At 63.8% G+C, this 14,095-nt stretch carries 15 protein-coding genes; 2 read left to right on the forward strand and 13 right to left on the reverse strand.

Features of this window, described 5'->3' with window-relative positions:
- Window positions 1–5: 5 nt before the first annotated feature.
- From QM712_RS01445 to QM712_RS01470, 6 genes are all read right to left on the reverse strand, one after another.
- Window positions 6–1,799, reverse strand: coding sequence for an ABC transporter ATP-binding protein (locus tag QM712_RS01445; protein WP_415021234.1), 1,794 nt, complete (start codon window positions 1,797–1,799; stop codon window positions 6–8).
- Between the two features lie 11 nt (window positions 1,800–1,810).
- Complete coding sequence (locus QM712_RS01450) at window positions 1,811–3,055, reverse strand: alpha/beta fold hydrolase (RefSeq protein ID WP_415021235.1); 1,245 nt, start codon at window positions 3,053–3,055, stop codon at window positions 1,811–1,813.
- A 77-nt stretch (window positions 3,056–3,132) separates the two neighbouring features.
- Window positions 3,133–3,414 (reverse strand): hypothetical protein, encoded by a 282-nt coding sequence (locus QM712_RS01455; RefSeq protein ID WP_415021236.1) that lies wholly within the window; start codon window positions 3,412–3,414, stop codon window positions 3,133–3,135.
- A 99-nt stretch (window positions 3,415–3,513) separates the two neighbouring features.
- Window positions 3,514–3,843 (reverse strand): hypothetical protein, encoded by a 330-nt coding sequence (locus QM712_RS01460; protein ID WP_415021237.1) that lies wholly within the window; start codon window positions 3,841–3,843, stop codon window positions 3,514–3,516.
- 93 nt (window positions 3,844–3,936) lie between these two features.
- Entirely contained in the window at window positions 3,937–4,218 is a 282-nt protein-coding gene (locus QM712_RS01465) for a hypothetical protein (protein ID WP_415021238.1), read from the reverse strand.
- 119 nt (window positions 4,219–4,337) lie between these two features.
- Window positions 4,338–6,419 (reverse strand): DUF4387 family protein, encoded by a 2,082-nt coding sequence (locus QM712_RS01470; RefSeq protein WP_415021239.1) that lies wholly within the window; start codon window positions 6,417–6,419, stop codon window positions 4,338–4,340.
- 543 nt (window positions 6,420–6,962) lie between these two features.
- Between QM712_RS01470 and QM712_RS01475 the strand changes: the two genes are divergently transcribed.
- On the forward strand, window positions 6,963–7,238 hold the full coding sequence (locus QM712_RS01475; RefSeq protein WP_415021240.1) for a hypothetical protein: 276 nt from the start codon (window positions 6,963–6,965) through the stop codon (window positions 7,236–7,238).
- An 87-nt stretch (window positions 7,239–7,325) separates the two neighbouring features.
- On the forward strand, window positions 7,326–7,808 hold the full coding sequence (locus QM712_RS01480; RefSeq protein WP_415021241.1) for an HXXEE domain-containing protein: 483 nt from the start codon (window positions 7,326–7,328) through the stop codon (window positions 7,806–7,808).
- Between the two features lie 88 nt (window positions 7,809–7,896).
- Here the strand turns inward: QM712_RS01480 and QM712_RS01485 are convergent, their stop codons facing one another.
- The 7 genes from QM712_RS01485 to QM712_RS01515 all read right to left on the reverse strand — a co-directional run bounded on the left by QM712_RS01485 (window position 7,897) and on the right by QM712_RS01515 (window position 14,092).
- Complete coding sequence (locus QM712_RS01485; protein WP_415021242.1) at window positions 7,897–8,838, reverse strand: LysR substrate-binding domain-containing protein; 942 nt, start codon at window positions 8,836–8,838, stop codon at window positions 7,897–7,899.
- The gene (locus tag QM712_RS01490; RefSeq protein WP_415021243.1) at window positions 8,835–9,758 is read right to left on the reverse strand and encodes a LysR substrate-binding domain-containing protein; all 924 of its coding nucleotides are present in this window, start codon (window positions 9,756–9,758) and stop codon (window positions 8,835–8,837) included. The genes QM712_RS01485 and QM712_RS01490 overlap by 4 nt, the downstream gene beginning before the upstream one ends.
- 213 nt (window positions 9,759–9,971) lie before the next feature.
- Window positions 9,972–10,793, reverse strand: a complete 822-nt coding sequence (locus QM712_RS01495; protein ID WP_415021244.1) for a creatininase family protein — start codon at window positions 10,791–10,793, stop codon at window positions 9,972–9,974.
- A 48-nt stretch (window positions 10,794–10,841) separates the two neighbouring features.
- The gene (locus QM712_RS01500; RefSeq protein WP_415021245.1) at window positions 10,842–11,540 is read right to left on the reverse strand and encodes an ABC transporter ATP-binding protein; all 699 of its coding nucleotides are present in this window, start codon (window positions 11,538–11,540) and stop codon (window positions 10,842–10,844) included.
- On the reverse strand, window positions 11,527–12,285 hold the full coding sequence (locus tag QM712_RS01505) for an ABC transporter ATP-binding protein (protein WP_415021246.1): 759 nt from the start codon (window positions 12,283–12,285) through the stop codon (window positions 11,527–11,529). Before QM712_RS01505 ends, QM712_RS01500 begins: the two co-directional genes overlap by 14 nt.
- Window positions 12,282–13,232, reverse strand: a complete 951-nt coding sequence (locus QM712_RS01510) for a branched-chain amino acid ABC transporter permease (protein WP_415021247.1) — start codon at window positions 13,230–13,232, stop codon at window positions 12,282–12,284. The genes QM712_RS01505 and QM712_RS01510 overlap by 4 nt, the downstream gene beginning before the upstream one ends.
- Window positions 13,229–14,092: a branched-chain amino acid ABC transporter permease gene (locus QM712_RS01515; RefSeq protein ID WP_415021248.1), complete on the reverse strand. Its 864-nt coding sequence runs from the start codon at window positions 14,090–14,092 to the stop codon at window positions 13,229–13,231. The genes QM712_RS01510 and QM712_RS01515 overlap by 4 nt, the downstream gene beginning before the upstream one ends.
- Window positions 14,093–14,095: the final 3 nt, after the last annotated feature.

The following is a 14,095-nucleotide window of genomic DNA, read 5'->3' on the forward strand; positions in this document are numbered from 1 at the left end:
CGTCCTCACGCCGCATCGGCGGCCTGAGAGGGCGCGGTTTGTTGCTGGATGCGGCTCAACTCGGCAAAGACGCCGCCTTGCGCGATCAGTTCGTCGTAGCCGCCTTGCTCGACAACCGCGCCATCCCTGAGCACGACGATCTTGTCGGCGCCGACCAGCGTGTTCAGCCGGTGGGCGATCATCAGAACCGTACGCCCCTTCATCAGCCGATGAAGGGCATCGATGACGAGCTTTTCTGACTGGGGATCCAGCGCCGCGGTCGGCTCGTCGAGAACGAGAATGGGGCTGTTGCGCACGACGGCGCGCGCGATCGCGATCCGCTGCCGCTGGCCGCCCGAGAGGGTGTCGCCGTGATCGCCGACGAGGGTATCGTAGCCATGCGGCATGCGCGCGATGAACTCGTCGGCATTGGCGACATGGGCCGCAGCCAGGATCTCCGCTTCGCTCGCATCGGGCCGTCCATAGGCGATGTTCTCGCGGATCGTCCCCGGAAACAGCACGGTGTCCTGGAGCACGAAGCCGATCTGAGCGCGCAGCGCCGAAACCCTGTAGTCCGCGATATCGACGCCATCGATCAGGATGCGGCCGAGTTGCGGATCGTAGAACCGCGGCAACAAGCTCAGCAGCGTCGATTTCCCGGATCCTGTCGGACCGACGAAGCCGACGACCTGGCCCGGCTGGATCTCGAACGACACCTCGTGCAGGATCTGCTCGCCGGTCTCGTAGCCGAAGCTGACGCGGTCGAAGCTGATGGCGCCCCGCACCCGGCCTGGATCGATCGCGCCAGCGCGCTCGGCAATCACCTCGTCCGCGGACAGGATGGTCTGGATGCGTTCCAGCGCGACCGTGGTCTGCGCGATCGTGCTGGTCATGCTGGCGAGGTCCTTGACGGGTTTGAAGAACCTCTTGAGATAAGCGAGATACACGGTCAGCGCGCCGGCGGTCATGGTGCCCGCCACGATCAGCGCCGTGCCCTTCCACAGCACGATGGCGGTGCAGATGGCCACGACGACGCTCACGAGCGGCGACATCAGCGACTTGATCCTTCGGGCGCGGAGCGCCGCATCGACAGTGGCGTGGCTTGCGGCTTCCAGACGTGCAAGCTCGAGCTCCTGCCGTCCGAACGCCTTGGTGATCTTGATGGTGCTCAGGCCGCGCTGAACGATGGACAGGACTTCGCTCTGGCGCACACGGACGGCGCGGGTGGCATCCTTCACGGCCCGCTTGAAGCGGAAGACGAACAACAGAAGGACCGGCGTGAAGGCAACTGCGATGAGTGTAAAGTCCCAATCCAGCCAGAACATCAGCACGACCATGAAGATGATGGTCAGCAGATCGATCACGATGTCGAGCGTCGAGGACGATGCGAAATCCTGGATGGTTGCGACGTCGCTGGTGATGGTCGAGACCAGCGTTCCGATCCGGGCATGGTCGTAATAGCGCAGCGACAACCGATGCAGGTGCTCGTAGACGCGCAGGCGCAGGTCATTGGCAACCCACTGCCCCACACTCGTCGTGTAGTAGTTGTCGATATAGCCTGCGATCGCGCCGGCCACGGCGATCACCAGCGTCGCCACGCCCGCGAACAAGGCGACGCCGAGCGTGTGCTTGCCGAAGCCATAATCGTGCGCCCATTCGAGCCAATGCGGCAGATGATGGTTGCCGAGCGCATCGTCGATCACGAGCTTCAGCGGCCAGGGCGCCGCAAGACCGACGGCGATCTCGATCAGCATGGCGACGAAGACGATGGTCAGCCAGCCGCGATAGGGCCGGAGCAGGTCGATGACCAGGCGTGACATGGCGGACGCTCCTATTGGGCCGCAGCTTCGGCCGGAGCGATCGCCGGCGCAGGCTTGCCGCAATCGCTGGGTGCGGAGCGGCCCGCGAAGCGGTCCATCATCCAGCTCACCGCCGCATTCGCGCTGTCACGCGCGACGAAGCCATGCCCGACGCCGGGAACCCAGGTCATGGCGACCTTGCCCCCCGCCTCGCACTGCCGCTGCATGTACGCGCGTGTCACCTCGGGACGAACGATGTTGTCGGTGGTGCCCTGTGCGAGAAACAGCGGAATCTGCGGCGAGAGAGTGCCAGGCGTGTTGCGGATGGCAAGCGAGCGCCATGGTTCGACAGTTGCTATGCTGGGAACCGAGAGAAACGTCTGTTCGAGCGGCTTTTCGGTCTGGCGCCGCTCCATGATGTCGAAGATCGACTCGATGCACTCGGTCGAGAGTCGGTCGACGGTCGGCATTGCCTGCGGCAGCACGACCTTGTCGATCGGCGCTCCATACACGCGCGACCAGGACCACAGGGTCATCGCCGTCAGGTTCTTGCCGCCCGACGTCTTGAAGTCGTCGCCCATCAGCGTCACCAGCGACGTCGCCGGCGCGGCCGCGGCAACACCGACCAGGCGCAGCTCAGGAGCATAGGTCTTGGCGATCAGCCCGGTGTAGAGGGACGCCTGGCCGCCCTGCGAATGCCCCCACACGGCGAAGCTGTTGCCTTCGCCGACGCCGGGCAGAGCACGTGCGGCCCGCACCGAGTCGATCACCGCCCGCGCTTCGCTGTCTCCGACGAGATAAGGGTGGGGGCCGGCCGTCCCGAGGCCGGGATAGTCGGTCGCCGCAACGACAGCGCCCTGCTCCACGAGTTGGCGCAGCCCGGCCATCTGCTGGAATGCGAAGATCGCGAGCGACGGGGCGCAATGCGGCACTACGCCGGTGGTCGGATGTGCCCAGGCCACGATCGGCCGGCCCGCGGCGGGCACGGGGCCGGGCGGCACTACGATGATGCCTGACACGGCGATCGGCTCTCCGTGCATGCCGACCGAGCGATAAAGCACACGATAGGCTTGCGCGCCCGCGGGTGCGAACAGCATCGGCTCGGAGCGGATCAGGCTACCGGGCGGCCCTGCGAGCTCGCGGGCCGACGCTTCGTAGAACGCCGTCTGCGCCTGCGCCGTCGCAGCCGGCAGCGACAGCGCCGCCACACAAAAGAGAGCACCGAACCAGCGGGCCAGCCTCGGTGTGGCAGCCCGGAATTTCCTCTGGATTCTCATAACAGCCTCTCGGTTGATCAAATCGATGCAAGAAGACCGGCGCGGCACATCATCGCGAGCCGCGGTCGATGGCGAATTCAGCGTATCTCGCCGGCACGAACCCGCGCTGCCTGTTCGTAGCTGCCCTGGTCGGCAGTGCCGGGAAAGATCACCTCGTGGCACGGCTCGCTCAGGCTCGCCGCGTTGTCCCGAAGGCACGCGACGATCGCCTCGACATTCGGGATCCGGCTGCCGCACAGCCTGAAGACGTCCGGACGGCACGCATTCTGCTGCTGCATCGTACCCTGGGCGAACGCGCTGGTCCCGATGGCAGCGACCGCCAGCGCAATGGTGAGAACTCTGGCCAATTTCGGCAGCATTATCAGTCTCCAATGACGTTTGAACTAGGACTAAAACATTCTTAGGTTGCGTACTGGGCGTATGTCTCGTGCGCGACCAAACCCGCAAGCCTCGCGACTTCAGATCACTTCATATGCAAAGAGGGTCGCGACCAGGGTGATCCCGACCAGGCCGCAAAGGAAAATCATGTCGGCGATCTGTTCGATCCAGACGCTGAGCTTGGCGCGACTGGACCAGCGGATCGAGAGATAGGATGTCAGCGCGCTGGCGAGAAACGTCACGGCGGCGATCGCCGCATATTCATCGACATGCGACGTGCCGTGCCTGGCCTCGGCGAGCTTGACCAATCCGATCAGGGTCGCACACACGCCGATCATCGTTCCCGATACCGGGAGGATGTGCGACGCCAGGCTGTCGCTTCTCGTGTAGATACCCAATCGATTAGACATCGGATTCTCGGTTCGGTTCTGATGCATGGATCATGCGTGAAGCCGCGAGCCGCGCGATGGGAAGACCGATCGCGCGGCGAGGAGGCACGCTGCTTACTTCCAGCTGCCATCCGGAAGACGGCCGTGATACGGCGTGTCGCGGCAATGGCCCCACGGACCGTGCCAGTAGCCGGGAGGGCATCCGTTCGACGCCATGCGCGGTCCGTAGAATCCGCCCGGGTAAGGGCCTGTGCCGAACACATGGCATGCGCCGCCCGGCCCGCGGTAGCGATTTGCTCCACAGCCGTCCCGCGCTTCCGCGGGCTGTGTGGCGGTGAGTGCCGCCGCGAGGACAACCGCGGTCACAGCCGCGGCACTGAAGCAGGTCTTGAACATGGAAGGTCTCCTTTTCTGTCAACTATGATGGTCGTCGAGAATGGCCGATGGTGAGCTGCCGCGCGAATGCGGCACCCCATCATGTGTGGCTTTACGAAAGATCGGACGATTGGGCGGTTCTAGAACGAAGACGCCCTGCCCAGGGCGGCCGCGTAGATCGGGATGCTCAGATGCTCAATAGCGGACTGCTGCTGGGCCCCGAACACATCCCGTTCGTCCATCGAGGCCGAGATGTTCGGCCGGTCGATGGAAATCTTGATGGCATTGCAGGTATCGACGAAGAACGTGCCCACCACCCGTTCGAGCGGGACATTCAGGATCTTCGCGATCTGCTCGCGCGCGAATAGGTTGGAGTGAAGCGCGGCCTCGTAGCTTTCGGCCGACGCGAAAATTACGTCGAACGTCAATCGGTTGATTCCCGCATCCTTGCTGCGAATGACCACGGCCATGTCGATGAGCCGCTGCGTTCCGACAGGAACCCCGGTCGGCGCATGATCCGCGATCACCGACAACGTGCGATCGTCGATATTGCCGCGATAGCCGGTCTCGCCGATGTCGAAATAGCCCGGTCTCGCATGGCCCTCCTCCGTCCATTCGGCGCCGCTGGCGCGGTAGTAGGTGATCGGGAACATCGTGTTCTTGATGACGTCCTCGTTCTGCAGCAGATGATAGAGCGACCAGACATAGGCGTCGGGCGCGTTCAGATTCAGCCGTGAACTCGTCTTGGGTGTCGCGACATTGGTGATCCGCTCGATCTCACGCTGATGCCGGGACGCGAGTTCGACCGGGTCGTGGCCGACGCTGCGCAGCAGGATGGCGGGTTTCGATGCATCGGCCTCGGTGATGGTGAACCGTGCGTTCGCGAGCGCGTCGGGAAACTCCTCCGCGATGAGCCCGATCACGGCCTCCTTGATGCGCGGATAGTTCGCGAAGAACACGGGATCACGGGTCCCGCTCGGGACGATGGCACCGAACTGGCCGTCCTCGCGCTTGAAATTGATCAAGTTCGGAGACAGCGGGTAGGCGATATTCCCGGCGGTCGCCTTGCGGCCGGCATAGCCATAGTGAATGAGATAGTGCGTGAGCAGGCTCGCCAGCAGGGTGGCGGCCTGTTGCGTCGCTGCGGCGGTCTCGATGATGATGCCGAGCTCGCGCCCGGATGACTCCACCGGATTGGCCTGCACACCATTGCGGCCGTAAACCAGCACGTCGGCGGGGATCTTCGGAAGCGCGGCCGCATCGATATAGATCAGGGACACCTTGCGGGCGCCCAGATGGCGGGCTCCCTCAAGCTTGATGCTCCACGGCCAGGGCTTGCCGGACCGAACGAACTGGCTGCCGCGAATCCCTGCGGTTCTGCTGTCCTTTGAGAAGAACTGGGTCTTCTCCAGGGTCAGAATGCCTTCGGGATAGAACTGGAGCTGCGGATGGCTCTCCTCGTAGAGCGAGTGAGCCGCAATCGAATAGGCCGTGCAGCGCCGCGAGAGGTTCGGCGCGCTGAACGATGCACTGCCGTCATCGTAGATTTCGGCGACCAGGCAGTCGGACGGCGAACCAGGATCGCAGGCCAGCGCACCGCATTCGAGCACGTGCCCGACATGGTAGGCCAGTCCGGCGTCGATGCCGCGTCGGATCATGTCGGACGCGAACAAAGCGACGTCGCAGGCGCGGCCGGCCAGCACATATTGCGCTCCGGCCTCGATCGCCGTGATGAGGGGATGAATTCCCATCTGTCCGACGATGACGCTCTCGCGCAAGGACTGCTCGTTGAGGTCCGGGCCGAGGCCAGTCGGGCGCAGCGCGCCGTTGCGGAATTCCTGGATAACGATCTCCGGATCGAGCTCGGACCTGATGACGGCGACCTTGGCGCCTTCAACGTTCAGCTCCGCGAACACTTCCTTGGCGACCGCGATCATCCAGTCGAGATTGCGGTTGCCGCCGGCCATGCCGCTGCTGCCGAGAATGACGGGGCAGCCGATCTGCTTGCCCGCCGCCACCATGTGCCGGTAGTCGGCCTTGACCGCCTCCCGCTCGAAATATTCGGTGCCGGTCCCGAGATAATAGGGTCCCGCATCCATCGAACCGCCATCGCAGATAATGGCGTCGACGCGCCCCTTCAGGGCCGCCTGCAGCGACTCCTTGGGATACCCGTAACCCAGTGCCCCACAGGCAGCGACGACACGATAGATCAGGTTGGACATCGAAAAGCACTCTCGGAGCGAAGGGCGGTCCGATGTGGGCCGCCGGTGAACGCGGCGGAGCAATGAGCCCGATGGGCATCGAAAACAAATATGGCTTCGATATAGAGCTATCGGGTCCGGCTATGGCCCGACGGATTTGGCCCTGGCTGAACGGCGGGTATCCGCCCGGATTCATCGGAAATTATCGCGATCTGCCAAGGTGTTGTTAGTATACGAATGATGGCGGTGCGGCCCATGTCATTGCCGGCCCGAGCGCTGTCGAAGTCGGTCTTTCACGTGTCCGTTATCGATCGACGAGCCCTTGTCTCGGTCCACAATCCTCAAGACTGGGCGGAGAATCCGGCCAGAGTCGGCATTCGGCCGGCGACTGCCTCTGGCCTCACCGACTTCGCCTATCGGCATTCGCTATATCCGCATACTGAAACCGTATTTGCACCACGCATGCCTTTCGTCGATTGAAGCGGCGCGCAGAACGGCCGGCATTCAAGGCTGACCGGATTGAAGCTGCTGCATTTCAGTTCTCACATACGAAAGGAAAACATCATGTTTGATTCAAAGATCACGCGTCGCGGCTTTGCGACCGCTGCAGCCACCGGCGTTGCGGCCATCGGCCTCGTCGGTGCGACGACGGAGTCCGCCGACGCCTATCAGGGCAATATGGAGCGCGCGCTGGCCTCGCTCTATCAGGCGCTCAGCGAATTGCGGCAGGCAACCTCCAACAAGGGCGGCCATCGCGTGAAGGCCATGGAGATGGTCAGCCAGGCGATCGCCGAAACGCAGTCCGGCATCGAGTTCGCCAATGAGCACGGCGGCGGCTAGTACCTTCGGGCAGATGTCGCCGTCACCGCGACATCTGCCCGTGGCGCTTCCGCGGATTTCATCACCAGATTCATATTGGAGAAACCAATGAACCTCACGACACTGGCCTGGCTCGGAATGGCCTCATACGCAATCCACATTCTGGAGGAGTATATGTTCGACTGGCGCAACTGGGCGCGCAACGCGCTCGCGCTTCCCGTGGAGTGGAACGATTTCTACGTGACGAACTGCATTGTCGTCGCACTCGGAATTGCCCAGGCGATGCTGGCCGAGACGCTGCCCATCGCACCCCTCGCCTATGCCGGCCTGATGCTGATCAATGCCGTGTTGTTTCACATCGTGCCTGTGATCCGTCTCAGAGGCCGCTTCTCGCCGGGCGTCGTCACGGCCGTTCTGCTCTTCCTGCCCGTCGGATTCGCAAGTTACCGCACGGCGCTCGAGAGCGGTAAGGTCGGCGTCTCCAGCGCAATTGCGGCTTTCGTGATCGGCGGCCTGGTCATGGCCTATCCGATCGTCATGCTGCGGCTGAAGTCGAAGCCTTATTTCGTACAGGCCGAACCGGCGCACTGATGCCGTGCGCCGGAGAAAATCGGGATAGTCCAGGCCAGGAAAGCTGCTGTCGCGAACATCAGCTTCGGCCACTTCCCGCGACGATCTCTCACGATTTGCCGCGCCTTGCGTCGATCCATTCGACGCCGGGCGCCTGTGTCTCTCGCAAAGTGGTCTCGATAAACTGAATGTAGCGCTCGCGCACCGCCTCGGCCGCATTGGCGAGAGGAAAGTTGCCCGACGAAATCATCGAACAAGTGAGATAGATCGGGGGTTCGATCATCTCCGGATCGCCGAGATCGTCGCCCGACATGTCGGAAAGATCGCCCTTCGGCAGGACCGAGGCGCCTACCCCCGCGCGCACAGCCGCGATGACGTCTGCGATGATGTCAGCTTCCATCACGATATCTGCCGAGAGCTTTGCCGCGACAAGCGCACGATCGAGCGCGGTCCGCGTGATGTTCGGGGAAGGCGGCAGAACCAGCGGCAACGATGCAACATCGTTGAGCTTCACCGGCTTGCCTTTCGAGGTCCCGTCAGAGCGGATCAGAAACAGCCGTTGCCTGTACAACGGCTGACGCGAGAACGTCGGCGCAAGGTCGTCCTCCAGCACCAGACCAAGATCGAGCTCATGCGCAATTACCCTCCGCTTGACCGTCGGGCTATCGGAAACCGCCATCCGGAGCGCGACATTCGGCAGGGATGCCTTGCATTGCTCGATGAAGGCGACGGGTGCTGTCTTCATGATGGTCGACGACATCCCGAGCCGGACGAGGCCTTCCGCGGCGCCGGTGCCGGACCGCAGGATGCCGGGAAGCTGCTCCAGGCGTTTCAGGATCGACGACGCCTCGCGATACAGCACCTCACCTGCAGCGGTCGGGCGAACGCCGCGCGCACTGCGCAGAAGCAGGCTCACGCCGAGCTGCTCTTCGAGTTGCGCAATCTGCTGGCTGAGCGCGGGCTGCGCGATGTGGATCGTGGATGCGGCGCGCGAAAAGCTGCCGGCCTCGACCACGCTGATGAAGTAATGCAAATGGCGATACTGCATCATGAGATCAGTTCCGCGCCAGGCCGCGTATTCCGGGCAATCTGGTCCTTCACGAAGCGGATCAGCACGTCCTTCACGGCTTCGCCTGCATGCGTCAGCGGGAAGTCGCTCGAGGACACGAGTGAGCACGTCAGCGAGATCGGCGGCTCGATGAGCAGCGGTTCGGCGAATGCGCCCGGATAGACGTTCTCGAACGTCCCGGCGTTGAAGATCGAGCTTCCGACCCCGGACCGCACCGCGGAAAGTTCGCTGAGCGCAGCATCGGTTTCGGCGACGACATTCGGCGTCAATCCTGCCGCCGCGAAGGCGCGATCGATGACGATACGCCGGTGCTTCGGAAGCGGCGGCAGCACGAGCGGCAGCTTCGCGACCTGTTCGAGCGAAACCACGCGCTCGCATCCCGCGAGAGGCTCGCGCCGGACCAGGTAAAGACGCTGCCGGAAGATGGGATACCGCGAGAAATTCGGCACGAAATCGTCTTCGAACACCAGGGCCATGTCGAGCGTTTGCGCCTCGATTCGGTCCTGAAGGACATCGCTGTCGGCGTCGGAGAATTTCAGCGTCACCTTCGGCAGGGCCTGCTTGCACGCCGCGACGGCGGAGCCCGCAATGCCCCCAGCGAGAGCCACCGTAATCCCGAAATTGACGATTCCTTCCACATCGCCGCTGGTCGACCGGACGAGGCCGGGAAGCTGCTCGAGCTGGTGGAGGATTTCGGATGCTTCACGAAACACGATCTCGCCGGCGGCAGTGGGGCGGACGCCGCGCGAGCTGCGCTCCAGCAACGTGAAGCCGAGCCGTTCTTCGAGTTCCCCGACCTGCTGGCTGAGTGCGGGTTGCGCGACATGGATCGCCGTAGCGGCGCGCGAAAAACTGCCCGCTTCGACAACCTTGACGAAGTAGCGCAGATGACGGAACTGCATGCCCAGGTCCCCCCGCCACTTTCTTGGGCGGGTTTCAGCTGTTTGCCTCAACTAGACGAAACGACCAGAGCGGTAATTTTCGCACAGCGCATGCGGCTTCGCACGCACAAAATTTCGTCCGGACGGGTCTCGAAGATCTCAAGGCGTCGCAGGACGATAGCTGGCTGCCTCGGGGGCCGGGTCGCGGCAGATCGCTGACGCCCAATCCGTCCCTTACCGGGTGATCGCGGCGGCCATGATCTTGGCCGTCTCGTCGTAGAAGCGCCAGAGATCCGGATCGATCGGATTCGGCGCACCGAAATAACCGTTTGGCGTCAATCGCCGGGCCGCCTCGCCTCCCAGCCGCCAGTCCACGAGGTCATCGACGGTGAGCTTGGTCGGCTCCAGGCCGCGCAGGGCCTCGAAGTCCACGGTTTCCGGATAGTGGCGGACGATCGCAGCCGTCTCGTATTCGTCGGCGTGAACGCCGAACACCCCCGTGACCTTGAAGTCGTCGAGTGCGGCCGTGTGATCCCAGCGTACCCAGATCGGCTCCTCGCCGGTCTGGCCGAGGCGTTTGATCATGTTCCACCGGGTTGGCGCATAGAGCCAGCGCGCACCGGCCTGGCCGCGCTGATGTGCCTTCTGCAGCACGTCCAGGATCATGTCGTTATGGGCACGGTCGCCATGATGGCTGACGACGAGAACCTCGGGAAATCCGTTCGCCACGAGGGAGTCGATGACGTCCGTGAGCAGTGCGGCGGCCGTCTCGGCCCGAATGCGAAAGCTTCCGACGAATTCGCCGAGCACGCCGTTGATGCCCCAATAATAAGGCGGCGCAATCACCGTCTCCGTGCCGCCTGCGGCCGCGTATTTCTGCGTCGCCCGGCAGAGCTGCAGCGCGATGAAGGCATCAGTCCCGATCGGCAGATGCGGCCCATGCGCTTCCATGACGCCGACCGGCAGCAGCACCGCGGCCTTGCGACGCGCCGCAGCCGCGACGGCCGTGGCCGTCATCTCAGCCATGGTGCCGGACATCAGGTTCTCGTTGGTCATAAGACACTCCACGGCGACACTTGGCGGAACGTTCGGGACGGCACCGGCCTAGACCGACAGCCAGCGATGAACCTGCTCGAAATCGGCGAGCAATTGCGCGGACCGTCCTTCAAGCACGATCTTGCCGCGATCCAGGACGATCGCGCGATCACTGAGGCGCAACACATCCTCCGCGCGCTGCTCGACCATGATCATGGCGAAGCCGCTGTCACGCCGCAACCGCATCAACGTGTCCTCCAGCTCCTCGACGATGACCGGCGCCAGCCCCTCGAACGGCTCGTCCAGCAGCAAGAGACGCGGGCTCGTCATCAGCGTGCGCCCGATTGCCAGCATCTGCTGTTCGCCGCCGGACAGCTTGTCGCCCATGTTGCGCCGGCGCTGCTTCAGCCTCGGAAACAACCCGTAGACACCGTCGAGGTCGAACCGGCCGGAGCGCCGATGCGCGACCAGCAGGTTTTCCTCCACCGTCAGCGACGGGAAGATCTCACGCTCCTGCGGTACCCAGCCGAGCCCGAGGGCAACCCGCTGGCTGGTGCTGAGCGTGCTGAAATCGCGGCCATCCCAGCGCAGCCTGCCGGCAAAGCGCGCCGCGTGCGCCATGATCGCAAGCATCAAGGTGCTCTTGCCGACGCCGTTCCTGCCGAGCACGGCGAGGCATTCGCCCTCCGACACCGACAGGTTCATCTCTTCGAGCACAACGGCCTCGCCATAGCCGGCCGTCAGCCCTTCGATCTCAAGCAGGGACATGGGCCCCCCTGCGTCCGAGATAGACCTCGCGCACCCGGGGATTGCCAGAAATCTCCGCCGGCGTGCCTTCCGTGATGATCCGGCCTTCGACCAGCACCGTGATCCGCTCGGCAAAGCGGAAGACGAGATTCATGTCGTGCTCGACAAACAGCAGCGTGAGATCGCGCGGCAATGCATGGATGCGCTCGAAGATCGCCTCGCTCTGCGCGGCGGGAACACCCGCGGCCGGCTCGTCGAGCACCAGGATCCGCGGCTTTGCCGCAAGTGCCACTGCGATTTCGAGCAGCCGCTGAAGACCATAGGGCAATTCATGAACCGGCCTGTCCGCATGCGCGATGAGGTTGACGAAGGCCAGATGCTCGCGGGCTTCCTCGATCGTCGCCTTGTCGTGGGCGGCGCGGCGCCAGAACACCCGGGTCGATTGCTTGCGCTCGAGCACGGCCAACGCGACGTTGTCGAGCACGCTCAGGCCGCGGAAGAGCTGGTTGATCTGATAGGTCCGCGACAGTCCCCGCCGCACCCGCGCGGCCTCCCGCAGCCCCGTGACGTCGTCCCCGCCGATCAGGACCATTCCGGACGAAGCCATGATGCCGCCGGTGAGCGCATGGACCAGCGTGGTCTTTCCGGCGCCATTGGGACCGATCAGCGCATGCCGCGAGCCGGCGGCCACGGTGAGCGAGACGTCGGAGACCGCCGCGAAATGGCCGAAGCGAATGCTGAGATCGCGGGTTTCGATCGCGGTCATGACGATCGCCCGAGACGACGGCGCAGGCCGGCGGCAAGTCCTGCAATGCCGTTGGGAATCACGAAGACCGACAGCATCAGCACGATACCGATTCCGAGGTGCCAGTACTTCGGACTGACCGTCGACAGGTAATCCTTCATGAAGCCAAAGGCCGCCGCCCCCATCACGACGCCGGGAATGCTGCCGGAGCCTCCGATGGTGGTCATCATCATGACCTCGGCGGAGCGATCGAAGCCGAGCATGTCCAGCGAGGCGAAATGGCTGGTCTGCGCCAGCACCGCCCCGGCAAGCCCGGCGATCGCTCCCGACATCGTATAGGCCAGCGCAAGGTGACGCCCCACCGACGCTCCGATGGCCGGCATGCGGCGGCTGTTCTCGCGAATGCCCTTCAGCGCCAGGCCGAACGGCGATTCCGTGACCCGTTTGAGGAAGACGAAGACGATGACCAGAACACACAGCGCGTAGAAGAAAGCCGTCTTGCCGAGAAAGTCGAATGCAAACACGCCGAGGACCGGACCTATCGTGAAATCGGGGAAGCCGTCGGCGCCGCCCGTGAGCCAGCGCGCGCTGTTGGCGGCCTCATACAGCAGGAAGCCCATCCCGAGCGTCACCAGCAACCGCGTAAAATCATTGCCGCGCACGACGATGGGCGTCACGCAGAATGCGGCCGCCGCGCTGACCAGCATCGCACCGGCAAGACCCGCGACCGGCTCCGTGATACCGGCGCGTCCGAGGATCGCAGCCGTATAGGCGCCGAGACCGAAGAATGCCGCATGCCCGAGCGAAACGATGCCGGCATGCCCCTGCAGCAGATCGTATGCCAGCGCGAATATCGCCAGCACGAAAAGGCTGCTGAGCAGCAGGAGATAATCCGGAAACAGGAGGTAGCTCGCAAGGGCGGCGAGCAGGAGCGGAACACCGGGACCGATATTCGAGATCCCCTTCACGATGCCCGCCCGGCGAGTCCCCTGGGCAGGAAGATCATGGTGAGGACCAGCAGGCCATACACCACGAACGATCCGACCGCAGGCAGATAGTATTTGAACAGGGCATCGACGACGCCGAGGAAAAGCGCGGCGACCACCGAGCCGCCGATCGAGCCTGGTCCGCCGATTGCCACCACCATCAGGAGGATGGTGAGGTACTTGAAGGGAAATGTCGGATCGAGGCCAAGGAACCCGACCGACAACGCTCCGCCAAGACCGGCCAGCCCGGCGCCGAGGCCGAATGTCAGCGCGAACAGCCGATCGACATTGATGCCGATGCCTTCTGCGGTCCGGCGATTATCGACGGAGGCACGGATTTTGGCGCCAAACAGGGTGCGATTGAACAGCAACATCAGGCATGCCGCCGTGACGAGCCCTGCGACGACCAGGAACAGCCGATAGCTGGCGAAATGAATGCCGAAGATATCGATCTGGCCGCCGAGCCAGTCCGGCAGCAGCACGGCCTGCTGCTGCGGGCCGAAGATGATGGTGGCGACCGCACTCGCGGCGAAGGCGAGACCGATGGAGAACAGCACCTGCTGGAGCGCCGGCATCGCATAGACATGGCGGATCACCGATCGCTCGATCAGCACGCCCACCAGCGCCGTGACCAGGAATGCCGCCGGCAAGATCAGCAGAAACGGCAGTTGCGCCGATTGCAGCAATGTCGTCGCAACGTAGCCGCCGCACATCGCAAAGGCGCCGTGGGCGAGATTGATGAAGCGCATCAACCCCAATGTCACCGACAGCCCGACCGAGAACAGCAGCAGAAGCATGCCATAGGCAACACCGTCGGCGACGACTGAGGCAATCCCGCTCATCGA

It is taken from the genome of Bradyrhizobium sp. (assembly GCF_047605465.1).
Taxonomy (GTDB): Bacteria; Pseudomonadota; Alphaproteobacteria; order Rhizobiales; family Xanthobacteraceae; genus Bradyrhizobium.

Excerpts from the sequence above, each read along its gene's own strand:
- QM712_RS01445 (WP_415021234.1), bottom strand. The coding sequence starts at position 1,799 with ATGTCACGCCTGGTCATCGACCTGCTCCGGCCCTATCGCGGCTGGCTG.
- QM712_RS01450 (WP_415021235.1), bottom strand. The coding sequence starts at position 3,055 with ATGAGAATCCAGAGGAAATTCCGGGCTGCCACACCGAGGCTGGCCCGC.
- QM712_RS01455 (WP_415021236.1), bottom strand. The coding sequence starts at position 3,414 with ATGCTGCCGAAATTGGCCAGAGTTCTCACCATTGCGCTGGCGGTCGCT.
- QM712_RS01460 (WP_415021237.1), bottom strand. The coding sequence starts at position 3,843 with ATGTCTAATCGATTGGGTATCTACACGAGAAGCGACAGCCTGGCGTCG.
- QM712_RS01465 (WP_415021238.1), bottom strand. The coding sequence starts at position 4,218 with ATGTTCAAGACCTGCTTCAGTGCCGCGGCTGTGACCGCGGTTGTCCTC.
- QM712_RS01470 (WP_415021239.1), bottom strand. The coding sequence starts at position 6,419 with ATGTCCAACCTGATCTATCGTGTCGTCGCTGCCTGTGGGGCACTGGGT.
- QM712_RS01475 (WP_415021240.1), top strand. The coding sequence starts at position 6,963 with ATGTTTGATTCAAAGATCACGCGTCGCGGCTTTGCGACCGCTGCAGCC.
- QM712_RS01480 (WP_415021241.1), top strand. The coding sequence starts at position 7,326 with ATGAACCTCACGACACTGGCCTGGCTCGGAATGGCCTCATACGCAATC.
- QM712_RS01485 (WP_415021242.1), bottom strand. The coding sequence starts at position 8,838 with ATGATGCAGTATCGCCATTTGCATTACTTCATCAGCGTGGTCGAGGCC.
- QM712_RS01490 (WP_415021243.1), bottom strand. The coding sequence starts at position 9,758 with ATGCAGTTCCGTCATCTGCGCTACTTCGTCAAGGTTGTCGAAGCGGGC.
- QM712_RS01495 (WP_415021244.1), bottom strand. The coding sequence starts at position 10,793 with ATGACCAACGAGAACCTGATGTCCGGCACCATGGCTGAGATGACGGCC.
- QM712_RS01500 (WP_415021245.1), bottom strand. The coding sequence starts at position 11,540 with ATGTCCCTGCTTGAGATCGAAGGGCTGACGGCCGGCTATGGCGAGGCC.
- QM712_RS01505 (WP_415021246.1), bottom strand. The coding sequence starts at position 12,285 with ATGACCGCGATCGAAACCCGCGATCTCAGCATTCGCTTCGGCCATTTC.
- QM712_RS01515 (WP_415021248.1), bottom strand. The coding sequence starts at position 14,092 with ATGAGCGGGATTGCCTCAGTCGTCGCCGACGGTGTTGCCTATGGCATG.